The following is a 24,114-nucleotide window of genomic DNA, read 5'->3' on the forward strand; positions in this document are numbered from 1 at the left end:
TCACTTCGCGCGCTTGCGGAAGAACTCTTCCATCATGCGGGCGGGTTCGCCCGAGTCGTAGGCTTCGCGCTGAATGCGGGCGCCCGCTTCAATGCAGTCCTGGAAGCCCGGCTCGGTCATCTCACGGAAACGCTGTTTATCCAGACGCATTGCAACCGGGGGTTTATTTCCCAGTTCGATCGCGATCTCGAGCGCTTTTTCCAGCACTTTTTCTTCAGCAACAATGTGATGAATGAGGCCGATCTGCTTGCACTCTTCGGCGTCCATCAGGCGGCCCGTGAGCGTCAGTTCGATCGTGCGTGACATGCCGAGCATCGAATTCATGATCCAGGGACCGGTCGTACTCGCAATGCCCGCGTTGATTTCCGGCTGGCCCATGCGCACGCCCGGATGGCCTACGCGGATATCGCCAAGCAGCGCCACCTGGAATGCCGAGCCCGCTGCCGTGCCGTTCAACGCCATCACCAGCGGCTTCTTCAGGCCGCGCAACGCGGCGTAGTAGCGCTGCCATTCCTTGACCCAGGCGACCGCACGTTCCCCGTCGAAATCATGTGCTTCCGAGAGATCCTGCCCTGCCGAGAAGGCACGATTGCCCGCGCCCGTCATGATGATTGCGGCGACTTCTTCGTCGGCGTCAAAACGCTCCAATGCCTCGATGATTGCTTCGCGCATCGGCGTGGTCCAGGCGTTGAGCTTGTCCGGGCGATTGAGCGTGATGATCGCAACCCGGTCATGGCGGGATACCAGAATGTCTTCGGTCATTTTTTATCGCATCGCAATAGTTGTTGGGTGACATTCAATATACGTTGAGTAAAAAACGAGCGCAAGGGAGAGTTTTCATCGATGCGGAAAAACCGTCGTTACAGCAGCGACCGGTCGCGTCGATGCCTTTTCGCACCTGACGTCCGTGCAAAAACAGGTATCTGACGGCAGATACTTTCTTAATGTTTAGATGGATACCGGCGCAAAACCTCAACTTGCGGGAGTTAAGGTGCGGGCCACGGCTGGCCTGTGTTTGAATGCCGGATTAGCTGATGGGCTTAGTTCGAAACCCCGTGGATTGCTCGCGGGGCTCGCCTGCTGGGACTGATTTGCTCGGTGGCAAAAGCGTTCAAATGTGAACCGCTGCGGTAATCACAACGAGCGCGGTGAAAACCAGCGCCGGGGCAAGATGCTTGAACGGTTCCCGATTCCGCAGCAATGTGAAAAGCGTCCCAATCATGATTGCGCTGGCTAGCGTGAGGCCTAAAGGTCTCGTGTGCAGTCCGAAAATAAGCGCTGCACTGAGCAACTCCAGAGCGCCACAGAACAATCGAAACCATGCCGGAAAACCCCAGCGCGCAAAGTCGCGCTTCACCGCGCCGAGTCCCGCGAGGTTGACCATTCCGGCAATCACGAACAACGCCGCTACGATCATGGCGAGAGCCGATTCGAAGGGTTGAGTGCTGAACATCGTCGTCACGCTTCGTTGCCCGGTTGGAAGTGCTCCCGCGCGGAAAGGTCCGCGATCAAGCCGGGACCTTTGGGTTTCCACACGAGGGCTTCCCGAGCACGCTCGCCGCTGATGGTTTGATCTAGCGCCAGTGCGTCTGCGAAAGGTCCCAGCGATTTACGAGCATCGTCGAGTGGCCAAAGATCGACGCGCTCGGCGCCGACCGAAGCCCGAATCGCTTCACCGATTTCGGCGATGGCAACAGCCTCTTCCGCGACGACGTTAAATATCTGTCCCGCGACTCGGCTGTCCCCGCTTGTCGCCCGCTCGACCGCGCTCAGGTAGGCCATGGCGAGATCATCGACGTGAACAGCAGGCCAGTGGTTGCGACCATGACCGATAATCCTCACCGTGCCCGTCTGACGGACCATGCCCGCATGCATGCCGAAGACGCCGCCGCCGTAGCCGTGCACCATCGCCGGCCTGAGGACCACTGCGGCAATCGAACGGCGTGCTGCCAGCGCCATAACCTGTTGCTCCACTGCGGGCCGCCAGGCGACAAGCGGCGTGGGGTTCAGCGCCGACGCTTCAGTTGCAGGCTGCCCTTTTGTATTGCCGTAGACCCAGGTCCCCGATGTATAGACAAACGCCGCGCCCGGATGCAAATGCGAAAGCATGCCAACGATCGCAGCCTCATCGACAGCCCCGGCGGAAGCATCGTTGGTCGATGCGGTGTGCACCACACCATCGGCGGCACCGGCCGCGCCCGTAAATGACTGCGGCTCACGCAAGTCGCCGACATGCAGGTTCACACCGAGACGAGCCAGCGTGGCCGCGGCCATCGACTTCTCGTCGCGCACGAGCGCAGTCACGCGATGACCCAGACCGATCGCCTTGCGCGCGACTGCTTGCCCGACAAAGCCCGTACCACCTGTAATAAATAGTTCCATGGAATGCCCCTTGATAACTGCTTGAAAAGATGACGATTCATTCGACGAGACTAATCAGTCTCGTTTGCGTAAATCTAAACGAGACTGACCAGTCTTGTCAACCATGCGACGATCTGTTATCTATCTGAAATGACCACACCCACTCTCCCCGACTTGAGCCCGCTGCAACGCCGTAAGCGGTCCGCCATCATCGAAGGCGCAAAAGCCGTTTTCTTGAGCCAGGGTTTTGGCCTGGCGACAATGGACGATGTCGCCGCTGCCGCGGGCGTCGGCAAGCAGACGGTCTATCGGCACTTCAAGTCGAAGGAGGCGCTTTTTGTAGGTTTGGTGAGCGAGATGTGCGCGCAGGTGGGCGCAATGCTTGCCGGCGCTCAAGGCGAGCAAACGGACGACGCGCCCGAAGTCGCGTTGCGTGAGTTGGGATGGTTGCTGGCACGCAGCCTTATTACGCTGGACATGCTGCGGCTATATCGCGCGATCGTAGCTGAGGCCGAGCGTCTTCCGGAACTCGGCCAGGTGTTCTACGAAAATGGCGCGAAGGTCGTGCGTTCGTTTGCTGCAAACATCTTGCGAGCGCGAATGAACGAGTCGGCTGCTGTCATACGCGCCGCGACATTTGTTCAATTGGTGTTAGGCGACGCGTATCTGGAATTGTCGATCGGCTTCGCGGTGCCCAATGTTGAAGCGCGGTTTGCGGCGCAAATTGACGAGGCCGTGGCGGCCGCGCTTCGCTAAGAAAGGATGACTTGACGGGAACCGATAGCTTCGGATTCGCAGTCCTCGGTTATCCGATTTGCACGCTTGCACCGCCGTCAGCCATGACGACAGAGCCGACCATAAAGCTTGCTCTATCCGAAGCCAGGAACGCGACGATTTCCGCTATCTCTTCGGGGTTCGCCGCCCGGCCTATCGGCGCAGTTTTGCCGTGCTCGGCCAGGAATTCGCGTCCATCTTCGCGAAAGTGGTTAAGCAAGTTAGTCACGACGTCACCCACCCCGATCGCATTCACGCGAATACCATGACCAATGGCTTCCAATGCCTGCGTTCTCGTTAGTTGCGCCAATGCGCCCTTGGACGCGGTGTAAGCGGCAATACCGGGAAACGCGAAATAAGAAGCGTACGAAGCGATGTTGACAATGGCACCTGATTTCCTGACCATCATCGCTTTCATTGCCTCGCGCGAATGCAAAAATGCTCCAGTGACATTGGTTTCCATCTGCCACTCCCAGTCCTTTCGCGTCATGTCGACAATGTTCTTATACAAGATACGTCCGGCATTGTTGACCAGGACGTCCAGCTTGCCGAATCGGGAAATTGCCAATTCAACTACGCTTTCTGCAACACCATCTTGCGTGATGTCCGCCACGAACGGCACCATTCCTTCACGCGTCAGGTCTTTGACTGCCGGGTCAATATCTTCGGCAATTACCAAGGCACCGCGTGCGTGGAGGAGCTCGGCGATGGCGCGGCCAATGCCGCTGGCCGCACCCGTTACGATGACCGCTTTCCCTTCAACCTCGTTGATTAAAGGCGTGTTCATAGTGTCTTCCTTTACGATGTATAGAGATGCTGATTGATCCGGCGCCCTCTTCCATAAGGCATTTGAACGCTGGCCGATCAGTGAGACCAGATTGCCTTCGTTATCGATCGGGGTCGCTCGGCGCTTTGCTATTACTATCGCAATCTTGCTATCGGACTGGACATGCCTTTGGAGGCGTTAATGACTGACCCGATCCGATCATCCGCGGTCGCTTTCCAGGAGCGAATACCTGGCGGCCTTATCAAAGAGCATTACGCGCAGTCCTCTAACGATGTTTTCGTGCAGTTATTGTCACGACGACGCCATCAGGAAAGCATCGTGATTCCAGCGGTTCCCGAGCCTTTGCTGGTGTGGGTGACTTCAGGCATTGCGATGGTCGAAGAGAGGCAAGCCGGCGGTGAATGGCAAGCCAATCGTGTTGAAGCAGGCGACTTTTTTCTCACGACGGCCGAGGCGCCGACTGAGTTGCGTTGGAAGGCGGAAGGAAAGCAAGCCTTCGAGGTAATGCATATTTATATTGGCTTGGCACTGCTCAAAAGAGCGATCCGCGCGACGCTCGGCCGTCAAGATCCCGGGTTTGGGCTTCGCGAGATATCGGGCGAGCGCGATGCAAACCTGTCTTCATTGCTTGAACACATCAAGCGGGAATTGATAGAACAGGCCAAGCCAAGCAGGGAATACATTTACGGTCTGGCCCAAGCCATGACGATTCATTTGGTTCGAAGCTACCAAAACACGACATCGAAAAAGAAGGTGTTTCAAGGCGGCCTGCAAGCGTACAAACTGCACCGCGTATTCGACGCCATGAAGAAAGGCTTGCAACAACCGTTCATGCTGAACGAGTATTCTCAGATTGCGGGCCTTAGCGAATTTCACTTCAGCCGCGTTTTCAAACAATCGACTGGTGAATCGCCATCCAGCTATTTCATTCGTCTTCGGATCGAAACTGCCAAGGACCTTTTGATTGGCAGCGAGTGCAAGATTGTCGATGTGAGTCTTTCCGTCGGCTACACCAGTCCTAGCCATTTTGCGGCATTGTTTCGCGCCGAAACGGGTGTTTCCCCTGGCGAATATCGCCGGTTATATTCTGAAAAGCTTGTGCGCTAGCATTTCGTTGCTCGTCTATGTAAAAATGCCCGAGACCCGTGGAAAGCTTCTTTGAGCGCGGTTCGTGTCAAGCGAGCTTTGATCGCCGTCGGCCCTCATTCGTTCGTCTCACTGAATATAATCGCGCGGTTGGATAGTCAGATCGAGTACCGCACCGCGTCGAAGAACAGTAAGCCTAGTCAATGCATTGCTGCGCGTAAAAAGTGTCGCTCGCGCAGCTAAGACCAAGGGCGCGGAGATCTCCTTCCCGTTAATCTCTATCACATGGTCGCCTACGTGTAGTCCCGTTTCGTCGGCGGGAGAATCCTTTGCCACGCGGCTCACAATCGCAACATTACCGTCGGCGATGGCGATATCGAAACCTGATCTGTTATAGGGCGCAACGTCGGGACGGGCCTGCAGATCAAGCTGCTTGATCCTTACCCGACGCGCCTTATAGTCGAACGTTACGACGCAGGAACCAAGGAGTGCGTCGCCCACATCGGCTGCAAATTCCGAATCCGTATTTGGTCCCTTATCGAAGCTTGAAAATATGCCGATGGCATCGGAGAAAGTCGTTCCGCCAATCGTCACTGTGGGAATCCGGCCTAGCTTGACCGATCCTCCGCCACCGGCGCCATTTAGCGATCCGCCCGTGTCGAACAGCCGCTTTGGCACGGCTGCGGGATGAGCGACACTGAACGTGCGATTGACGATCAACGCGCCGTTAAACCCCGTATCGATCCAGAAAAAATCGGCGACGCCACCCATCGTGCCGCTGACTACGGGAATGCTGTGGTCGAGTGTCATCGGCGATGCGGGTGGATCGTCCGGCGTTGCTTTATACGGCGCGACGGACAAGCTCACCGTGCGCTTGGGGAAATCGAATGTGGTCGTGAAACGCGAAAGAACTTCGTAGCCGATAACTCCTGCATTCTTTGGATCGGCTCCTCCTGCAGCCGAGTCGCTGACAGCAACATACTGGTTCCGCAAATGCGCGGCCCCTAAACGCAGATCTTCGATCCTGGAAAATTGCGTCGCGATTGCAAAACCAGCTATGCCCGTGTCGTGTCCCGCACCGGATAGATTCAGTCCAGCGGCTTCGGCGGCGGCGCGCGTCATCGTTAATGTTCCGCCGGTATCGAGCAGGAAGCTGAATGGACCTTTCCCGTTGATGAAAACGTCGATCCGTGACTGGCCGGTTGCGGCCATCGGAACGGTTGTGGTGTCGCCTTGATCGATCCAATAATCGCTCAGCGTGGCATCAGGTGTTTTGGCCTTTTCAGCGACCATTGCCGAGGTGACGTTTGTGTTTACTCGAATGTTGCTTAGATCCCATTGATTGCCATCGCGATCGACCAGGCTTTGCTTGAACGGGATGACCCGGGATCCAACGTGACGATAATCTGAATAAGTAGTCGATGCAGTGTCAGGCTCGTCCCTCCGAGTCCAGCGCAGCGGGAGATGCGTCACGCGAGAAACCCAAACTCTCGTCGGCTTGCCACCTTGCGGCAGGACGTCTAGCACATCCGTTGTCACACCTCGTATTTGCTCGGTTCTTACCAAGCTGATGTCTGCCGGCCAGCAGGTGTTTGCTATCCCACCGCTCAACCAATATGCATCGCTGACAATGCCTTTGCGAAAGCCTTCGAAATCCGCTTCGCTGACAACACCATTTGCGTCCTTGGTCCAAACCCGTGAGTCCGATACCCCGAACCCGAAGTTTGCCGGGCCGGCATCGGCTATCTGGATGGTCGCCGCCCGCTTCAAAGGATCGGTGGCAATAAGAAACTTTCCAACGAATCCCTTTGAACGAACCGTTCCTTCGATGATCAGGGGACGGCCGCAGGTCCGCTCGTTTAGCGGCTTTCTGGCTTGCTGATCGCGCACGTCCTGGCCCGCATTCAGAGCGTCCTGCGCGGGATCCGCTCGCACGTTGAAGGCCAGTAAAGCGGTCAATACCAATACGATCAAAGATGGATATCGGCAAAAGGAATAAACACAGTACCGGCGGCGCAAGGCAGGGACAAGCATGGGCAAGTAATGCAAAACAGGTCGAGGGACTTAAATTCTATGGTGCACAAAAATACGCGTCCTGTGAACCGCACCTAAAAACGTTGACCAAGGTTCTGCTTTAACCAACGCCCTCTCAAGTGAAACAAGCCTAAATTCACGAATCACCTGCAACCGACCTATGACGTGCCACCTGCTAGGAACGCTCTTTGCGTACAACAGCTAATCTAACTTCAAGGAGCACGCATGACTACGATGACTCTGGCCGACATCGCTAAAACCATGGCAAAAATCGACTTTGCGATGATGTCGACGCGTTCCGCAGATGGTGAAATCGCCAGCCGCCCAATGAGTAACAATGGCGACGTGGAATACGATGGTGACAGCTACTTCTTCACTTCCGAAGATTCGCACACGGTCGCCGATATCCAGCGCGACGCCGTAGTCGGTCTTACATTCACGGGGCAAAAGCATCTGCTTGGAAAGCCTGGTTTGTTTCTCGCGATAGAGGGCCGCGCGGAACTCATTCGCGAAAAGCCGGCAATCAAGGCGCATTGGTCGAAGGAGATTGACCGTTGGTTCGAGGAAGGCTTTAATACACCGGGCGTCGTCTTAATCAGGGTAACGGCAAAACGCCTGCATTACTGGGATGGTGAGGAAGACGGCGAAGTGGCCCTCTGACACTAGACTAGGAATGCAAGGCAACATTAGCGGCGTCAGCATCTTTGACGCCGCTATGACTCTCTTACGTCACTTCCTCAGCGCGTCTTTTGTTCGGCATGTGGTCGCAGTTTCCCGTTACTCACACGACGATTCGTTCGTTGTGCCGATGATCTTAAAACGCCTTGTCTATCAGTCATGCTCAAGGCTTAAGCTGCCAACGCAAAATAGGAAGAGTCGCTCCAATCGGCATCGCCCAGGCACCATTCGGTGAGAAGTCCCAGCCGACAAAACTGCTGAGCCATGCGAGGAAATCCCCGCTAACTGGCCCGGTCGGATATGAGCCGACCGGACATGCGTGAAGTGCTGCACCTGGAGATTAGCAGTTCGCGTCACCGTGGCACGTCCATAACCTCAGCGCTTTACGCCAACTTGCGGGGCTTTTAGGCCACATGCTCGGTTGGATCCGTGGACGCGATCCGACGGCAAATCGCAGCCGTTGCGACCATAAATCGGCGGACATCGCTCGATGGTACCTGGCGACATACTTCGCCTGAGCGAGCACTTTTCCATGCATCTGGTGAGCGACTACCGCACGGCTCGCCGTTAGCGCCACGTATCAGGCCACATTCACGAACCACGGTGTTGCCTTAGCCGCGACATCTTTGTCCTTCGATGATTGTTGCTCTTCAAACAACACGATGTATGCATTCGCGACGCTTCTGGCGCGCGCTATTCCTGAATAAGATTTCTCACATGGCCGCCCGATATGCGAGCACAACGAAGCGCGCAAATTTCGTGGTCGTACTCATGAACTGCGCCACGCGGAGCGGTTCCAATTAATCCACACAGGACTATTGCAAATGAACCAGACAACCCGCAATGTGCAGCCGGTGATCACCCGACTCGGCAAGGACGGTTCAGGCGAACTCGTATCGTCCCGCTACGCCGTGCGCGTGGGCGACGTCGATGTCGTGCTGATCAGCGATGGCGTTCTGCCACTCCCGACCTCTACCATGTCCACCAACGTGAGCGAAGCAGATCGCAATGAATGGTTCGATGGTCGTTTCCTGCAACGAGACACGTTCGACTGGGCGCTGAACATTGCGCTCGTGCGCAGTGGCGATCGCCTGATACTAATCGATTCGGGCGTGGGTGACGGCTTCGAATACTTCTCGCGTGCGGGTCGGTCGGTGATGCGGCTGGAATCGGCTGGCATTGATCTGGCTGCCATCACCGACATTGTGATTACACACATGCACATGGACCACGTCGGCGGTCTGAACGTTGACGGCGTCAAGGCGAAACTGCGTCCGGATGTGCGCATTCACGTGTCGGCAAGAGAGGTTGAATTCTGGAAAAATCCCGACTTCAGCAAGACCGTAATGCCGGAAACGGTTCCTCCCGCGCTTCGCAAGGCTGCTGCGACGTTCGCGGAAATCTATAGCAAGAATATCGTGCTATTTGACGAGACCGTGGAAGTTGCAGCGGGTGTGACGGCGCGCGTGACCGGTGGGCATACGCCGGGACATTGCGTTGTGGATATCGAATCGAAAGGCGAGAAACTCACGTTCGTCGGCGACGCCATCTTCGAAGTCAACTTCGACAATCCCGACTGGCAAAATGGCTTCGAGCATGATCCTGAAGGAGCGGTGGAGGTACGCATCGCCCTGTTCAACGAAGCTGCTGAAACTGGTGCACTGCTGGCGGCAGCGCATGTTGCGTTTCCTTCCATCGGTCACGTTGCAAAGGATGGTGAACGCTTTCGTTTCGTGCCCGTCGTGTGGGATTACTGATTAATGCAGGAAGTCGCCACAAGTCTGCAAGATTTGTGGCGACTTTTAGTCAGGGAACATTTTGTTGCGCTGCATCGATCGCAGGGTCGGCACTCCTTGCCCATTGCTTTATCGAGTGAGAAGCGCGACCAGACTTGCGGGAGATTGACCCTTCTGGCAATAACCGTCGAACTCGTCGTCAACGACATGCCGGAGGACTTCGGATTCATCAAGCGCGGTGAACGCGAATATTGAAACATGGTTCGTTCGCCGATCGTGGCGTAGCGCCAGCGCTGCGTCGAAACCACTGCAGCCAGGCATTGAGATGTCCATGATGATCGCGTGCGGTATCCAGGCGACGCCTATGGCAATAGCATCGAGCCCACCAAACGCAGTACGGCACACCATGTCTTCGAGCGTCAATACCATCGCCAATGCCTCGGCCGCGAGCATATGGTCGTCGACGACCAGGACCCGCATCTTCTCGCCTTGAACGTCGATCCGCCTGTCGGTCCATTCCCGAACCCGCACATTGCGATCTAGTCCCGCTAGTCCCTCAAGACCCATTACCCACTCCGTTATTCTCATACTCGAGCACTGCACAAGCTTAACCGTAGCGGTGCCATTTCGTTGCGAAGATCTCATACGCTAAAGCGGCATAATTTTCCTGTCGCTTGCCTGCGATAATCCGTTAATTTCCGGCACTGCGGATTCGTCGGATCGTTCCGGCTATCCTCGCAAACGCATGCATGCGGAGTCAATACATCTGTCATTGGCAGGCTGCCATTTTTTATGGCCGGATTCCGCATGACGGCTTTATCTTCTAGACTCAATATGGTCGGAATGCGACGATAGCGTTCTACCAAAAGGTTTCTTAATGACTAAACTTGCGGTCGTTCCGGTCAAGGCCCAATCCCGGTCTTTTCCGATTGTCGGGATTGGGGCTTCGGCTGGCGGTCTGCAAGCGGTCTCAGAGCTGATAGCAGAGTTTTCGCCGGACTGCGCCCTTGCGTGTATGGTCGTCATTCATCTCGATCCGGACCACGCGAGCTCGCTGCCTGAAATTCTGGCGCGCCATACGTCGTTACGCGTCGCCCAGGCGGTCGATGCAATGGCAATCGAGACGGGTTATGTTTATGTAATCCCGCCGGGCGTCTCCATGACAGTGCGGGATCGTCGTGTCCGGCTACGTCCGCGTGACACGACCATGGGCCCGCCCATGCCCGTCGACGATCTTCTTGATTCGCTTGCAAAGGATCAGGGAACCAACGCGATAGGCGTCATTCTTTCCGGCACGGGGTCCGACGGCGTACTAGGGTTGCAGTCTATCCATAGCGAAGGCGGGATCACGCTCGCACAAGACGAAGCGACGGCCGCGTTTACCAGCATGCCACGCCTGGCGGTCGCTCAAGGGTGCGTCGATCTGGTTCTGCCGCCGGTACGCATTGGCCAGGAAATCTGCAGGATGGGTATGCATCCTCACCTCGCAATTTTCCGACTGGAGCAGACGCCTCGGGTGGCCGACCCGACCGAGGAAAGCTTGAGGCCCGTGTTTCGAATCCTGAACAGCGCATGCAAGGTCGATTTCAGTCATTACAAGCGCGGCACCATCTATCGCCGCTTGTCACGACGCATGGCGTTGCACCGGGTTGCAGACATCGACGACTACGTCGCGTTGCTTCGGTCCGACCCCTCGGAGCCGCTCGCGCTCGGCCGCGATCTACTTATTCGCGTGACCGAATTCTTCAGAGACCCGGAGGCATTCAATGCGCTGACACAACGCGTGTTTCCGCGATTCTTCGACGAACCGTCAAGGACTGAACCAATCCGCGTCTGGGTTCCCGGCTGTGCGAGCGGTGAGGAAGTGTATTCAATCGCGATATGCCTGTTCGAGTATTTCGGTGAGCACGGCATTACCACCAAGTTTCAGATTTTCGGCACGGATATTAGTGAAGAAGCCCTGCACACAGCCCGTTCAGGACGATATATCGAGAACATCGCTCGTAATGTCTCGCCAGAACGCCTCGAAAGATTCTTTGTGCGCGACGGCGAATATTACAAGGTCGAAAAGTACGTGCGCGACGTCTGTACGTTTGCTCGCCACAATGTGGCGGTTGATCCGCCGTTCTCGCGCATGGACCTGATCAGCTGCCGAAATCTTCTGATTTACCTCGATCCTGTATTACAGCGCAGCGTAATGCCGCTTTTTCACTATGCTCTCAGGCCAACCGGCATTTTGATGCTGGGACCATCTGAGAGTGTCGGCTCGTTCTCCGGCCTTTTTGGAGTGCTCGAAAGCAAGCGCACGAAGCTCTATAACAAGAGAGAAGGCACCGGCCACACCGCCGCCAGACTGCTTTCACTGACGTCACCATCGCAAATAATGGCCTTGCCAGGACGCGCAGTGGCTAACAAAACGACACCTAGCCACGCCCAGCGGCTCGTGGCGAAAGCCGAAGCACGAGTATTGGCACGTTATGCGCCGGCATTTGTTATTTGCGACGGGGAATTCAACATCGTCGAATTTCGCGGGGACACGACTCCGTTCCTCGTCAATCCCAGCGGTCCGCCGAGTACCAGTCTGCAACGCCTTGCGAAGCCCGAGATCTTTCTGCCACTCAGCCGAGCAGTCAGGGAAGCCGACACGAGCGGCACTGTAGTGCGCAAATCGGCAATCCGGTTGGCGTCTTCCGACGGTCCACGCGAAGCCAACCTTGAAGTGCATCCCATCCAGTCGGATGAACTCGATGGCCGCTGGTTTCTCATCTTCTTCGAAGATGCAACGTCGCGGACGACACTTTTACCCACGTTCGCGCGTGGATCGATTGTGGACTCGGTTTCGCGCGCATCGCACCGCTGGATTGGCCGTCTTGGGACGCGCGGTCATACGCAAAAAGACGCGGAAATCGCGCGGCTGACCGCGGAGCTTACGGCCTCACGCGAACAGATCCGCAGCATGCTGGAAGATCACGAAAGTGCCCGGGAAGAACTCAAGTCGAGCGAAGAAGAGCTCATGTCGAGCAACGAGGAGTTTCAAAGCACCAACGAGGAACTCGAGACGACAAGAGCGGAGCTGCAGTCGATCAACGAGGAGCTATCGACATCGAACGAGGAGCTTCGTTATCGGAACGATGAATTGAAGTCGCTTCACGACCTGGCGAGCGGTGAGCGCGATTACGCTGATTCGCTGCTCGAGACAATCTTCGATCCCTTGCTGGTGCTTGACGCAAACCTACGGATCGTCCGGGCGAATCGCGCCTTCTACGAGACGTTTCGAACTGAACCGGAAGCCACGATTGGCGCAAGGCTGTTTGCATTAGGTAACGGTCAGTGGAATAGCGAAGCGCTCAAGGCGTTGCTGGAAGAGGTCCTGCCAGAGGAACAGTCGGTTCGAAATTTTTCCCTCACCCACGATTTCCCGGGGTTGAGTCTGCGAACCATGCGTTTGAACGCAACACGCGTGGATTTCCCGGCACGTGCGCTTGTTCTGCTCACCATCAATGACGTGACCGAACAAAACGAAACGCTCAGTCAACTCCAGGCGGCGGATCGTACAAAGGACGAATTTTTAGCCATGCTCGCCCACGAGCTCCGCAATCCCCTGGCTGCGATTCGAAATGGCCTGGACATCTGGGAGCGAGGTACTGCGGAACCCGCCATTGAACACAAGGCGCGGACGATTGCACAGCGCCAGCTCGAGCACGAGATCGGTTTGGTCGACGATCTCCTCGACGTGTCTCGAATCACGCGCGGAGTAATCAAGCTCAAGAAGACGCGGATCAATATTATCGATCTTGCACGACACGCAATGGACGCGATGCAGCCGGAGATTCATCGGCATCAACACACCGTTGTTATTTCTTTGCCTGAAGAGCCATTGTGGATTGAAGGTGACCCGCTGCGCATTGAACAAATAGTCATGAACCTCGTGGGCAATGCAGTCAAGTACACGCCGCCCCATGGCCGCATTGAGGTAACGTTGTGCAGAGAAGACCAGGAGGTAGTGCTAAAAGTTTCGGACAACGGAATTGGCATGCACTCTGCGCTGCTTCCGACCATCTTTACGATCTTCGTTCAGGCCGACTCTTCGCTTGATCGAAAAGCTTCAGGTCTTGGCATAGGACTGGCGTTAGTGAGTCGTCTTACCGAATTGCACGGCGGGAGCGTGCAGGCGTTCAGCGAAGGGATCGACAAGGGCAGTGAGTTCGTCGTACGCTTCCCGGCCGTCCAGCCAGACATGCAGTCAGCGCCCGAAGACGCCGCTGTGCAGGCGACTGCCGTCGTCAAAACGCCCAAAAGGATCTTGGTGGTCGATGACAACGTCGATGCTGCAGACAGCACGGCAATGTTCTTGCGACTGGATCAGCACGACGTGCGCCTGGCGACAGATGGTTTGTCCGCGTTGGCAACTGCGCAGGAATTCCATCCGGAAGTCGTACTCCTGGACATCGGGTTGCCCGACATGGACGGCTATGAAGTAGCGCAGCGGCTTCGCGCCTTGCAAGAACATTCCGACACTGTGTTGATTGCACTAAGCGGGTATGGACAAGATGAGCACGTTGAGCGCTCCCGACTTGCAGGGTTCGACCATCACCTGGTTAAACCGGCCGATCTCAAGGAGCTAGGCGCCTTGATTGCGATGCCACGTGGCGATGTTGCCCGCTGACATGCTTGATAAGGAGATCGATGCAACCTGGTGACGGTACGTTCGAACTAAGGATGCTCAACCCATTCACATGTCACCTAGTTAGCGACCGCTTTTGGTTCGGGTAAGCCTTTTAACAAGTCGAAGATCTTGTCGATAGGCATCGGCTTCGCGAAGTAATAATCGAATCCGGCTTCTATCGCTTCCTTGTGAAATTCCGCGGTCGCATAACCACTGAGCGCAATTAAAGTGAGCGGACTCGAGGCAAAGCGCTCGCGCAGATTTGCTGCAACGTCAAATCCCGACATGTCGGGTAATCCGATATCGATGACCGCCACCGTCGGGCTGAACGCCAACTCGGGAGATAGCGCCGTTTTCCCATCGACCGCTATATGGCACGCGTGGCCGTCCATCACAAGCAAGGCCTCGAGTGCTTGCAGCGAGTCTTGGTTGTCATCCACGAGCAGAATTCTTTGCGCGTAACCGTTCGACTCGTCGACGACCGTCTCCAGCACTTCCGGTGCGGCGTTGTGAACGCGCGGCAATTCGACCACGAACGTGCTGCCTCGCCCAATCCCAAGGCTTTCGACTGTCACGGACCCACCGTGATCGCGCACGAGCCTTTGCACCACCGTCAAGCCGATACCCAGTCCGGAATCCTCCCGTCCGAGTCCCATCGATGCTTGAGCAAACAGATCGAAGACGCGCGGCAACATGCTTGCGTCAATGCCAATGCCGCGGTCGGATATGCTCACTCGTACATTGCTGTCGTCAGCCGATACAGAAACACGGATCTCGTCCGGTTGTGACGTGTAACGCGCGGCGTTATGAATGATGTTGCTGAATACCTGTTTGAGCCTGCCTGGATCGACCCGGACCAGGATAGATTCGCTCGGGCAATCGACCAATACCCGGTGTCCGTGGCGCGTCGTCTCGGCTGCGGTCATTTCCACCGCGCCGTCTATGAGCGTGTCAATACAAACAATTTCCGTCTTCAGTTCGACTTTCCCGCGAGTCACGCGCGAGACATCGAGCAAGTCATTGACCATGTGCGAAAGATGCTGCGCCTGGCGGCCGATTACCGCGAAGGTTCTCGCTTGAATGTCGCTCATTGGTTCGGCGCTGCGCTGCATTAATTCAAGCGACAAAGAGATCGCCGAAAGTGGATTACGAAGTTCATGCGCAAGCATCGCAAGAAACTCGTTCTTGCGCGCGTCGGCGTCTTCGAGCTCCGCTTTGTTCCGGCGCAACGCTTCGAGTGCCAGCAACATGTCGCGATTCTGACGCTCCAGTTCCTCGACTGGCGTCTGCGCTTTCCTGCGCGTGAGTTGCTCGACCAGGCCGCCCAACTGCGCTGTGGTCAGGCGCGGGGTATCGCGCGGCAGGAACATTTCCAACGATACGGTCGTACCCTGCCCAGCTTGCGAGGTGATGAAAAAGCCATCGACCATTCTCCGGCTTCCGGGAATGCCTATATTCGTGGACCTTCCGCCAAGAGATACGTCGGCCAGCAGTTCGTCCAGATTTTCGATGCCCGGGCCTTTGTCCGAGATCTGCGCGACGACACATTGCATGTTGATTGCCGCGCTGGCATCGCCGACGAGAAACGTCAGCGTTCCTCCGCCGGCGAATTGCACTGCATTGCGCGCAATTTCAGAAATACCGGTAATGAATCGGGTGCGCTGCAGATTGTCGAGGCCGAACAACTCACCGACCTGACGGGACCGGTCGCGGATCGCGACGAGACTGAGGTTGCTGCTGATCGGAGTCGAGAGAATTCGATGAAGCATGTCACACCGCCTTGACGACGACCACCGTTGCATCGTCGGAGTCGCGCGCAAAATCCCGATGCAAGACCGCGGCAATCAGGCTCGGATGATGTTGAACCAGGCCCGGATGCCGGTTCAGGTTCCAGCGCGTCGACAAGCCGTCGGTGGTCAGGATCATCACGCTGCGGCCAGTCCATTCAACCGACACTTCCCGGACCAGACGCATGTTGTAGCCGACCGTGCCATCTGTGGAAAGCAGGTGCTGATTGGTGTCGCCGGACACCACGATCCCGACGATATTGCCGACCCCGGCAAACTGAGCGGAGCCTGCGGCTGTATCGATCTGCGCTACCGCCATCACCGCTCCCCGCGTTCCCTTGAGACCTTCGTGCGCATGACGAAGGATGCTGGCGGGTGAATCGACGGCATCGGCTTTGCGAAAGATCTGCACCGCGCGTTGGGATGCGTCGGACGCAAGCGGGCCGTGTCCAAGGCCGTCGAGCAGCACCGTGCGCATCTGCCCGGCGCGTTCGCTGATACCCCACGCGTCGCCGCACACCTCCTGATTGGCCTTCGGCGTTGATCGCGCCCCGACCATGAAGCGTGATGGATCGGCTGCTTGTGATTTGCCGTTCTGGATACGCGCGAGCACCGCGGTGCCCAGCCCCGCGACCGAATAAATGTCGAATAGATGCGAGCGGCGCGACATGGTGCCCAAACCAGCGCCAAGACTGCCGCCCGTTGAAAAGCCATCGCGTTGGGCTGCATCGAGATTCGCGATTCCCGGGCCGCGATCGAGCGCCAGCATTTCGATGCCGGGACCACCTTCGCTTGTGTATTGACGCAGCAGCATCTCGCCGCGACCGGCGTACTTGATGATGTTGGTCGCGGCTTCGCTCGCAACCAAAGCCGCGTCGGCCTGATAACGTTCGGAAAACCCCAGGCTTTGCGCTAATTTAATGGCGGTTCGCCGTGCTTCTGCTACGCCGCTTTGATCTGAAAGACTCAGCGCCTCTTCCATTGGGTAATGCTCACTGTAGTCCCTACATTCACTGTCGACGTAATTTCGAATTCGTTCACCAGACGGCGTGCGCCGCCTAGTCCCAGTCCCATGCTTTTAGCCGTGCTGAAGCCGTCTTCCAGCGCCCGATCGATATCCGGAATGCCCGGTCCCTGATCTTCAAACACAAGTTTGATGCCAATGCGGCCGTTGTATTCAACCTCGTTGACCGTAACCGTCCCCCCTTTACCGTGCACTAGCGTATTTCGCGCAAGCTCACTCGCGGCCGTCACGAACTTGGTGCGTTCCAGCGTGCCAAAAGCCATTCTTGTCGCGAGTTCCTGGATGAATTTACGTGCGCCATTGACTTGATCGGACGTGCGTATTTCAAGGACCGCAGGGCTCAGAGTGACTATGAGGATTCTCCGGTTTCGTCCGAGGGCTCGTCGAGCGACTGACGCAACAGCGCCATGCCTTTGTCGATATCGAGTGCGGTGCGGATTCCTTTGAGCGACATCCCGAGTTCAACCAACGTGATCGCGACTGCAGGGCGCATTCCGACGAGGACCGTGGTGGCATCGAGCACCCGGGCCATGGCGGCTATGTGTCCCAAGGTACGACCTATGAACGAGTCAACAATCTCCAGCGCCGAGATGTCAATCAACACACCGCGTGCGCGTGTTTTCTCGATACGCGACGTCAGATCGTCCTGAAGATTAAGCACCAGTTCGTCGTGAAGCTCGACCTGGATAGATACCAATAGAAAGTCGCCCAGCTTGAGAACCGGAATTTGTTCCATGCTTATTCGCCTGCTTTAACGCTACCAAGCTTGCCTACCGTTAACCCGACGCGGCGCAGCGCAATCTTGAGCGCTTCAGCAAGCGTCGCCTTGGTGACCACGTCGCCCAAGTCGACACCCAGGTGCACGATGGTCTGTGCAATCTGTGGGCGAATGCCGCTGATGATGCACTCGGCGCCCATCAAGCGTGCGGCTGCCACGGTCTTGAGCAAATGTTGCGCGACCAGCGTATCTACCGTGGGAACACCCGTGATATCGATAATCGCGATTGCCGCTTCATTTTCCACGATGGAATCAAGCAGGCTTTCCATGACGACCTGGGTACGTTCGCTGTCTAGGGTGCCGATCAAAGGCAACGCTACGATCGAATCCCATAGCTTGACCACGGGAGTCGTCAAATCGAGGAGTTCCTGCTGCTGCCGCTCGATAATTTGCTGGCGGCTCTTTTGATACTCGGAGACGGTAACCAGACCGAGCTTGTCCAGAACTTGAGTCAGCTTCCAGAATTCTTCGTTCAAGAGATCGGCGTCGCCGCCATTTTCCCGGAGGCTGTCGAACAACGGCTTCTTTAGCGAGAAAACAAAGGTCGCAGTGTCTTCGGATGAAAATCCCTGGACCACGCGTTCGCGCGACAGCTTCGCGAGATGGGCCCTGACGTCGTCCCATTCGGCGCCGCTGATTTGCTCCGAATAGTCATTTTTTACGGCAGACGCAAACACTGAAAGAAAGGCACGCGAGCTTTCCCTGACTTCGGCCTCGGACAATCCACCTTGACTCGTCGCACCAGAAAGTTGCTCGTTTATCCATGCGTTGAGAATTTTTGCTTCGTCTTTTTGTAAAATGTCGGCTAAACCAGCGCGCTTGCTCAAGTCTTTCTCCAAGTTTTAAAGGCGATATTCGCCTAAGCAATTATATGTGACAACCATCGAACGGCCCGTAAGAGCCAAGTTTAATGCCCGGTGACAAAGTATAGACATTCCAGACCCTAAAAGACCTTGGACAACGACCCCGCGCGTAGCCTTAAATGCACTAGCGAGAACGCGGTTTGACAAAAGAATTGCTGGAAACGGCCGGCATTTTTATTTTGGACTTAGCGATTTGACCGCTATGCATCGGGCTAAGGAAACAACCCTGAAGAGATTCCGGATTCTCCTAAGGCGGGGTTGATACGCTTCTTTTGCGCTTGCCCGAGCGCCCGGCAATCTCGCCCGCTAGCTGGACGAACGCGCTCAACACTGCGGGCGGCGATGGATTCGTCCAGGCGAGCAGCAATTCACTCACCGCATGCCGTTCGCGAAGCGGCCGATACACCACGTTATCCATATGCACATGCTGGACCGAGGCGGGAACCAGCGCTATGCCGAACCCCGAACTCACGAGTCCGAGCGAAGCGTAGATCTGGCCCATTTCGAATAACGGCGATGGCGTAAAACCGCCCAACGCGCAGAGCTGATTGATGATCGCGTGATAATCGGGCGCCACGTCCTTGCGATAGTTGATCACGCGCATGTCCGCGCATTCGCCAATAGAAATCGTGCGTTTTGCGGCAAGCGGATTGTCCTTGGCGATCGCAACAACGAACGGCTCGCGCAGGATCATCGTGGATGTCAGGTTTGAATCGGGCGGCACGGTGCGCACGAATGCAACATCGACTTCGCCACGCGCGAGCGCGTTGATTTGCTCGGCCGCGGTGAACCAGCGCAACTCGATGGAAACATCGGGGAAGCGTTGTTGAAACTCGCGAATAAGCGCGGGCAATAACGTGTATGCAATATGTTCGAAGAAGCCGACCGCCAGATGGCCAATCTCGCCGCGTGCCGCACGCTGTGAGTCGACCACGGCAGCATCCGCCGATGCCAGAATGCCCCGGGCGCGATCAGCGAACACCATTCCAGCCGACGACAACGCCAGGCGCTTGCCGCGGCGATCGAATAATTCCACGCCCAATTCCGCTTCGAGATCGCGAATCTGGCGGCTTAGTGGCGGCTGCGCCATATGCAAACGTTCGGCGGCTTTGGTGAAGTTCAGTGTTTGCGCCACGGTCAGAAAATAGCGCAAATGACGAAGTTCCATGTCATACCTTTAAGGTACTGAAAGCGAACTTATTATATCTTTTACATCGCTTATGGATGTCATTACGATCCACCTCTAGGAGATCGACAGGAGACATCCACAATGAAACTCAACGACGCTCAACAGGCCGCTTACGCGCGCGATGGATTTATCGTGCTGCCTTCTTTGCTAACTGGTGAGGAAGTGCAGGAAATGAAGCGCGACCTAAAGCGCATCCAGCAGATCGAAACGGATCATCTGGTGCGCGAGAAAACCGGTGGCATTGCAAAGACGATCTACAAGGTTCACGAAACAAAAAGCCCGACGGCGTCGCCCGTGTTTCACGCGGCATCGCGCGCGCCACGGCTGCTCGAACCGGCTCGGCAATTGTTAGGCGATCCGGCGCTCTACATCCATCACACGAAGTGCAACCTGAAGACGGCTATCGACGGTTCGGTGTGGCAATGGCATCAGGACTTTGGCACGTGGCATAAAGACGGCATTAAGAACCCTTCAATGACCACGGCGCTCATCATGCTCGACGAGCCGACCGAAATGGGCGGCTGCCTGTACTTCATTCCGGGAAGCCATAAACTCGGCTCGCTGCAACCTGCATTCGACGACGCGACCGGTTACCGTTTTTACGTGGTGCCGAAAACGACGATGCTCGAAGTTCTATCCACTCATCCGAAAGCCGTGCCGATCATGGGCACGCCAGGAACGGTCGTGTTCTTCGATGCGAATATTGTGCACGCGTCAGGCCACAACCTTTCCGGCGATGACCGGTGGCAGGCGTATATCGTGTACAACACCGTCGTTAATCAGCCCGCCAATGTGGAAAACCCGCGCCCCGATTATGTGCGTTCGACCAACTTCGCGCCTTTGCAGCTGGGTAGCGACACCATTGTCGAGCGTGTCCCGGCTTTAAACCGATAAAGGTAAAAGCCGATAAACGTTATTCCTGCCTTGCAACTCGGTTGTCACCAGATCGTTTTTCCTGAGGATGTCCAGTGCTGATCGAGTTGTCTCGACGCTTTTACCCATGAGTTCGGCAATCTTTTCAATAGGCATTCGCACGGGCCCCCCAGTATCCGACTCCGCTGCCGCGATGATGGACAGTACCGCGTATGCCGGTAAGCCGATCTTGGCTATCAATCCTTGAAGTATTTCTTCCGAGAAGTACTCACCGCATGGATCGCTTTGCATCGTTCTCTCTCGATTTTTTATGGTTTTAAGACTGCCAACAGGATAGCACTCGTGCTTGGCAGCACACACGCATCACCTCAATGTCTACCACTCGAAATGTACTAGCCGCATCGCGGCTGTGTCGCCTGGTGCATAAAACGTTCCGGCTCTGTCGCCGCTAGAAACTGCGTCTTGCCTTTCGCACTATGTGTTGTCCGAACTGTTGTTATAACGCCGCGCTGCTGCGTTATGAAATCAGGGTGCTACGGCGGCATGTTACGTTACACCATCGCCCAAACCAACTGAATTCCATGCCGCGCCAGTTTCTCCGCCGCTCCAAAGGACCGTAATTACCTACTTGGCACGGCACGAAACTCGCTTAAGGCAATCCACTCGATTCCGCTGGAAGTGCTCGCCTCACGGACATGGTGCAAGTTGAATTGAGCGTTTGAAGCATTGGGTATTAGCGTCAAATCTATAAACATAAAAGTATCTGAGAGGTTGTACGCATGGTCAGCAGCACTTGGTCGCCAATGAGGCGATGGCTTCGCACGTCCCGACGCCGCATTTTCGCGGCCGCGACGGCGCTCCTTGGTATCCTGCTCGCCCTTGAAATTTTCTTTAATAGACACTTACTCAGTCCGATCGAGCAATCGGCGTCTATTCCAGGCCGCGACACCTTACTGTTGCTTGTGTTGGGCGGCTTGATTGGCTGCACGATCTACCAATTGATCTCGGTCTTTCCACGCGATCTGCCCAAAATAATGTTCAGGCGCTACTTCGTCGGTCATCCGCTCCCAATGCTTGTGTACGACGTAGACACCACGCGCATCCTCGCTGCGAACCGCGCCGCGTGCAATCTCTACGGGTACACCCGCACAGAGCTCAAGCGATTGTCGATGGATAACCTGCGCCTTGCCCGGGACATCGAGCCATTCAGACGCAAGTTGCGCGAAATCGCGACCGCGCACGCGGCTGCCGGTTCTGCCGGTGACTGGACGCATCTGAGAAAGGACGGCACTGAACTGACGGTCAATGTCTCATACCACGTCACTGAATTTCAGCGGAAGACGTCGTGCTACATCATCTGTCTGGACGTATCGAATCGCAGGCAAGCCGAACTTGAAGTCGCGACCGCGAAGTCCATGCTTGAAACCGTCCTCAACAGCGTCCCGCAACGCATTTACTGGAAAAACGGCAATTCCGAATACCTGGGGTGCAACGCGTCTTTCGCTAAGGAAGCCGGTTTGGCGCACGCGAAGGACGTTGAAGGCCTGACGGATTTCGACTTGCCGTGGCGCCTGGATGCAACCGACGCGCGCCGGCGTGACAACCAGGCGATGTTCTCGAAGAACGGCCATATTGCATACGAGCATCCGGCTTACTTCGAGCACGCCCGAGAAGTCCGCTGGTATGCCAAAACAAAAGTGCCTTTGCTCGGCCCCAAGGGCGAAGTCATGGGCGTGCTGGCCTTGCACGAAGACATCACCACGCGCAAGGCCGCGGAACTAGCGCTGCGCCTGCGAAGCCGCGCCCTCGATGCGTGTGTCAACGCAGTAGTCATGACGCGAGCCCATGGCAAGCAATACCTGATCGATTATGTGAATCCAGCGTTCGAGCGCATCACCGGTTATTCGGCGGCGCAAGTCATCGGTCGCGACTGCCGGTTTCTGCAAGGCGATGACCGGGAACAAGATGGCTTGCGGGAAATCAGGAATGCTTTGAAAACGGACGCGGAAGTGAGCACCATCTTGCGGAACTATCGCGCGGACGGCGAGATGTTCTGGAATCAGTTGTTCATTGCCCCCGTGCTCGACGACGCCGGCGTTGCCACGCATCACATTGCAATCGTGAATGACGTGAGCGAGCTGATCGAGTCGCGCAACCGGCTCGCGCATCAGGCGAGTTATGACTCGCTGACGCGTTTGCCTAACCGCGTTTTATTAAACGAGCGACTCCGGCAAGCGATCAGTGCTTCCATTCTCACGGGGACTCAGGTTGCTGTCGTATTCCTCGACATGGACCACTTCAAGGATGTAAATGATTCCCTGGGCCACAGCGTGGGCGACCGGCTCTTGCAGCAAGTCGCTGCCCGCCTTGTCAGCGCGTCTCCCGTAACCACGACGGTTGCCCGATACGGCGGCGACGAGTTCGTCATTCTCTTGCCCAACATTGTCGGTTACGGGTCGGTCGATGTATTGATAGGCGGGCTCAAGGCTGCTCTTGCGGCATCGATAAAAATCGACGAGCACGAGTTCATTATTGATTGCAGCATGGGTGTGAGCCTTTTCCCTCGCGATGGCCACGACGTGGAGACGTTGATCAAACGCGCGGATGCCGCCATGTATGAAGCGAAGGCGCTTGGCCGTAACACGGTCCGGCATTACGACTACGCGACAGGCTCACGCGCGGAAGAGCGTCTCTCTATAGCGCAGAATCTGCGACGCGCCATTCGCGATCGCGAATTCTGTCTGTATTTCCAGCCTCAGGTCAACGTCCTGACGGGTCACGTCGCGGCGGTGGAAGCGTTGATTCGCTGGTTCGATCCGGCGCTCGGCCCAATCTCTCCGGCAGAGTTCATCCCGCTCGCTGAAGAGTCCGGTTTGATCGTTCCTATCGGCGAATGGGTGATTACAGAGGTCTGCCGTGCCGCCGTGGATCTGCCGGCGTTATGACGGATTGCGCGTTGCGTTCAACCTTTCGCCGCGGCAATTCACGCAGGGTAATGTCGTCGACTTCCTGTCCCGGACAATGTCGGCGACCGGCGCCAATCCGTCGATGCTCGAGCTTGAGATTACGGAAAGCACGCTTGCGGCACCTTGCACGGGCGTTGAACTGAAGATGCTGGCGACGCGCGGTGCGATCATCGCCATCGACGATTTCGGGACCGGCTATTCCAATCTTTCATCGTTGAAATCACTCGGACCGGACCGCCTGAAAATCGATAAATCGTTGGTCAGCGGCATTGGCGCTTCGGTCCAGGACGAAGCGCTGGTGCTGGCGGTGCTGGCGCTGGGCGTCGCATTTGGCGCGCAGGTGATTGCAGAAGGTGTCGAGACAATCGAGCAGCGCGATTTCTTGTCGGAGAATGGATGCTGCGACATGCAGGGTTTTCTGTTCGCAAGGCCAATGCCTATTGAGCAATTGCATGCCTACTTGCGCCGGAACCAACGCCATATGAACGAGAACAAGGCCGTGTAGGATTCAT

Annotated in this window: 21 protein-coding genes; 8 read left to right on the forward strand and 13 right to left on the reverse strand. The window is 56.4% G+C overall.

Translation table 11 applies throughout. The annotated features are described in order from the left end of the window. The 3 genes from ASG35_RS11950 to ASG35_RS11960 all read right to left on the reverse strand — a co-directional run bounded on the left by ASG35_RS11950 (position 1) and on the right by ASG35_RS11960 (position 2,382). Entirely contained in the window at positions 1–762 is a 762-nt protein-coding gene (locus tag ASG35_RS11950) for an enoyl-CoA hydratase/isomerase family protein (RefSeq protein ID WP_056356834.1), read from the reverse strand. A gap of 349 nt (positions 763–1,111) precedes the next feature. Further along, complete coding sequence (locus ASG35_RS11955; RefSeq protein ID WP_056357467.1) at positions 1,112–1,453, reverse strand: DoxX family protein; 342 nt, start codon at positions 1,451–1,453, stop codon at positions 1,112–1,114. 5 nt (positions 1,454–1,458) lie between these two features. Then, on the reverse strand, positions 1,459–2,382 hold the full coding sequence (locus ASG35_RS11960; RefSeq protein ID WP_056356835.1) for an NAD-dependent epimerase/dehydratase family protein: 924 nt from the start codon (positions 2,380–2,382) through the stop codon (positions 1,459–1,461). Positions 2,383–2,511: 129 nt separating this feature from the next. Here ASG35_RS11960 and ASG35_RS11965 point away from each other — a divergent pair, with 129 nt between their 5' ends. Then, positions 2,512–3,117, forward strand: coding sequence for a TetR/AcrR family transcriptional regulator (locus ASG35_RS11965; protein ID WP_056356836.1), 606 nt, complete (start codon positions 2,512–2,514; stop codon positions 3,115–3,117). Positions 3,118–3,166: 49 nt separating this feature from the next. Here ASG35_RS11965 and ASG35_RS11970 read toward each other — a convergent pair whose 3' ends face one another. Then, the gene (locus ASG35_RS11970) at positions 3,167–3,922 is read right to left on the reverse strand and encodes an SDR family NAD(P)-dependent oxidoreductase (protein WP_056356839.1); all 756 of its coding nucleotides are present in this window, start codon (positions 3,920–3,922) and stop codon (positions 3,167–3,169) included. Positions 3,923–4,102: 180 nt separating this feature from the next. Between ASG35_RS11970 and ASG35_RS11975 the strand changes: the two genes are divergently transcribed. Further along, positions 4,103–5,029, forward strand: a complete 927-nt coding sequence (locus tag ASG35_RS11975; protein WP_056357469.1) for a helix-turn-helix domain-containing protein — start codon at positions 4,103–4,105, stop codon at positions 5,027–5,029. Positions 5,030–5,137: 108 nt separating this feature from the next. Here ASG35_RS11975 and ASG35_RS11980 read toward each other — a convergent pair whose 3' ends face one another. Next, positions 5,138–6,982, reverse strand: coding sequence for an aspartyl protease family protein (locus ASG35_RS11980; protein WP_056356840.1), 1,845 nt, complete (start codon positions 6,980–6,982; stop codon positions 5,138–5,140). Between the two features lie 285 nt (positions 6,983–7,267). Here ASG35_RS11980 and ASG35_RS11985 point away from each other — a divergent pair, with 285 nt between their 5' ends. Further along, entirely contained in the window at positions 7,268–7,702 is a 435-nt protein-coding gene (locus ASG35_RS11985; RefSeq protein WP_056356841.1) for a pyridoxamine 5'-phosphate oxidase family protein, read from the forward strand. A gap of 842 nt (positions 7,703–8,544) precedes the next feature. Continuing rightward, the gene (locus ASG35_RS11990) at positions 8,545–9,477 is read left to right on the forward strand and encodes an MBL fold metallo-hydrolase (protein WP_056356842.1); all 933 of its coding nucleotides are present in this window, start codon (positions 8,545–8,547) and stop codon (positions 9,475–9,477) included. A 108-nt stretch (positions 9,478–9,585) separates the two neighbouring features. On the opposite strand, the gene ASG35_RS11995 is transcribed toward ASG35_RS11990, so the two are convergent. Beyond that, positions 9,586–10,023 carry a response regulator gene (locus tag ASG35_RS11995; RefSeq protein ID WP_056357472.1) on the reverse strand — a complete coding sequence of 146 codons (438 nt, stop codon included), beginning with the start codon at positions 10,021–10,023 and terminating at the stop codon, positions 9,586–9,588. Positions 10,024–10,333: 310 nt separating this feature from the next. On the opposite strand from ASG35_RS11995, the gene ASG35_RS12000 reads away from it, so the two are divergent. Further along, entirely contained in the window at positions 10,334–14,122 is a 3,789-nt protein-coding gene (locus ASG35_RS12000; RefSeq protein WP_082508335.1) for a chemotaxis protein CheB, read from the forward strand. A gap of 77 nt (positions 14,123–14,199) precedes the next feature. Here ASG35_RS12000 and ASG35_RS12005 read toward each other — a convergent pair whose 3' ends face one another. The 6 genes from ASG35_RS12005 to ASG35_RS12030 form a co-directional block, all read right to left on the reverse strand. Continuing rightward, positions 14,200–15,891 (reverse strand): ATP-binding response regulator, encoded by a 1,692-nt coding sequence (locus ASG35_RS12005; RefSeq protein ID WP_056356847.1) that lies wholly within the window; start codon positions 15,889–15,891, stop codon positions 14,200–14,202. A 1-nt stretch (position 15,892) separates the two neighbouring features. Next, positions 15,893–16,891: an ATP-binding SpoIIE family protein phosphatase gene (locus ASG35_RS12010; RefSeq protein WP_056356850.1), complete on the reverse strand. Its 999-nt coding sequence runs from the start codon at positions 16,889–16,891 to the stop codon at positions 15,893–15,895. After that, entirely contained in the window at positions 16,876–17,292 is a 417-nt protein-coding gene (locus ASG35_RS12015) for an anti-sigma regulatory factor (protein ID WP_082508336.1), read from the reverse strand. The genes ASG35_RS12010 and ASG35_RS12015 overlap by 16 nt, the downstream gene beginning before the upstream one ends. Next, on the reverse strand, positions 17,283–17,669 hold the full coding sequence (locus ASG35_RS12020; protein WP_056356854.1) for an STAS domain-containing protein: 387 nt from the start codon (positions 17,667–17,669) through the stop codon (positions 17,283–17,285). The genes ASG35_RS12015 and ASG35_RS12020 overlap by 10 nt, the downstream gene beginning before the upstream one ends. Before the next feature lie 2 nt (positions 17,670–17,671). Continuing rightward, a complete protein-coding gene (locus ASG35_RS12025; RefSeq protein ID WP_056357474.1) occupies positions 17,672–18,538 on the reverse strand; it encodes an STAS domain-containing protein in 867 nt (288 codons plus the stop codon). A 283-nt stretch (positions 18,539–18,821) separates the two neighbouring features. Next, complete coding sequence (locus tag ASG35_RS12030) at positions 18,822–19,742, reverse strand: LysR family transcriptional regulator (RefSeq protein ID WP_056356856.1); 921 nt, start codon at positions 19,740–19,742, stop codon at positions 18,822–18,824. Positions 19,743–19,844: 102 nt separating this feature from the next. Here ASG35_RS12030 and ASG35_RS12035 point away from each other — a divergent pair, with 102 nt between their 5' ends. Next, complete coding sequence (locus tag ASG35_RS12035) at positions 19,845–20,657, forward strand: phytanoyl-CoA dioxygenase family protein (protein WP_056356859.1); 813 nt, start codon at positions 19,845–19,847, stop codon at positions 20,655–20,657. On the opposite strand, the gene ASG35_RS12040 is transcribed toward ASG35_RS12035, so the two are convergent. Beyond that, positions 20,646–20,927 carry a hypothetical protein gene (locus ASG35_RS12040; RefSeq protein WP_056356862.1) on the reverse strand — a complete coding sequence of 94 codons (282 nt, stop codon included), beginning with the start codon at positions 20,925–20,927 and terminating at the stop codon, positions 20,646–20,648. The two genes, ASG35_RS12035 and ASG35_RS12040, sit on opposite strands and share 12 nt — an antisense overlap. A gap of 743 nt (positions 20,928–21,670) precedes the next feature. Between ASG35_RS12040 and ASG35_RS12045 the strand changes: the two genes are divergently transcribed. Together ASG35_RS12045 and ASG35_RS32440 are read left to right on the forward strand one after the other, a co-directional pair. Beyond that, the gene (locus ASG35_RS12045) at positions 21,671–23,581 is read left to right on the forward strand and encodes a sensor domain-containing protein (protein WP_162244400.1); all 1,911 of its coding nucleotides are present in this window, start codon (positions 21,671–21,673) and stop codon (positions 23,579–23,581) included. After that, complete coding sequence (locus ASG35_RS32440) at positions 23,553–24,107, forward strand: EAL domain-containing protein (protein ID WP_056356865.1); 555 nt, start codon at positions 23,553–23,555, stop codon at positions 24,105–24,107. The genes ASG35_RS12045 and ASG35_RS32440 overlap by 29 nt, the downstream gene beginning before the upstream one ends. Positions 24,108–24,114 lie beyond the last annotated feature (7 nt).

This window comes from Burkholderia sp. Leaf177 (genome assembly GCF_001424345.1).
Classification (GTDB): Bacteria; Pseudomonadota; Gammaproteobacteria; order Burkholderiales; family Burkholderiaceae; genus Caballeronia.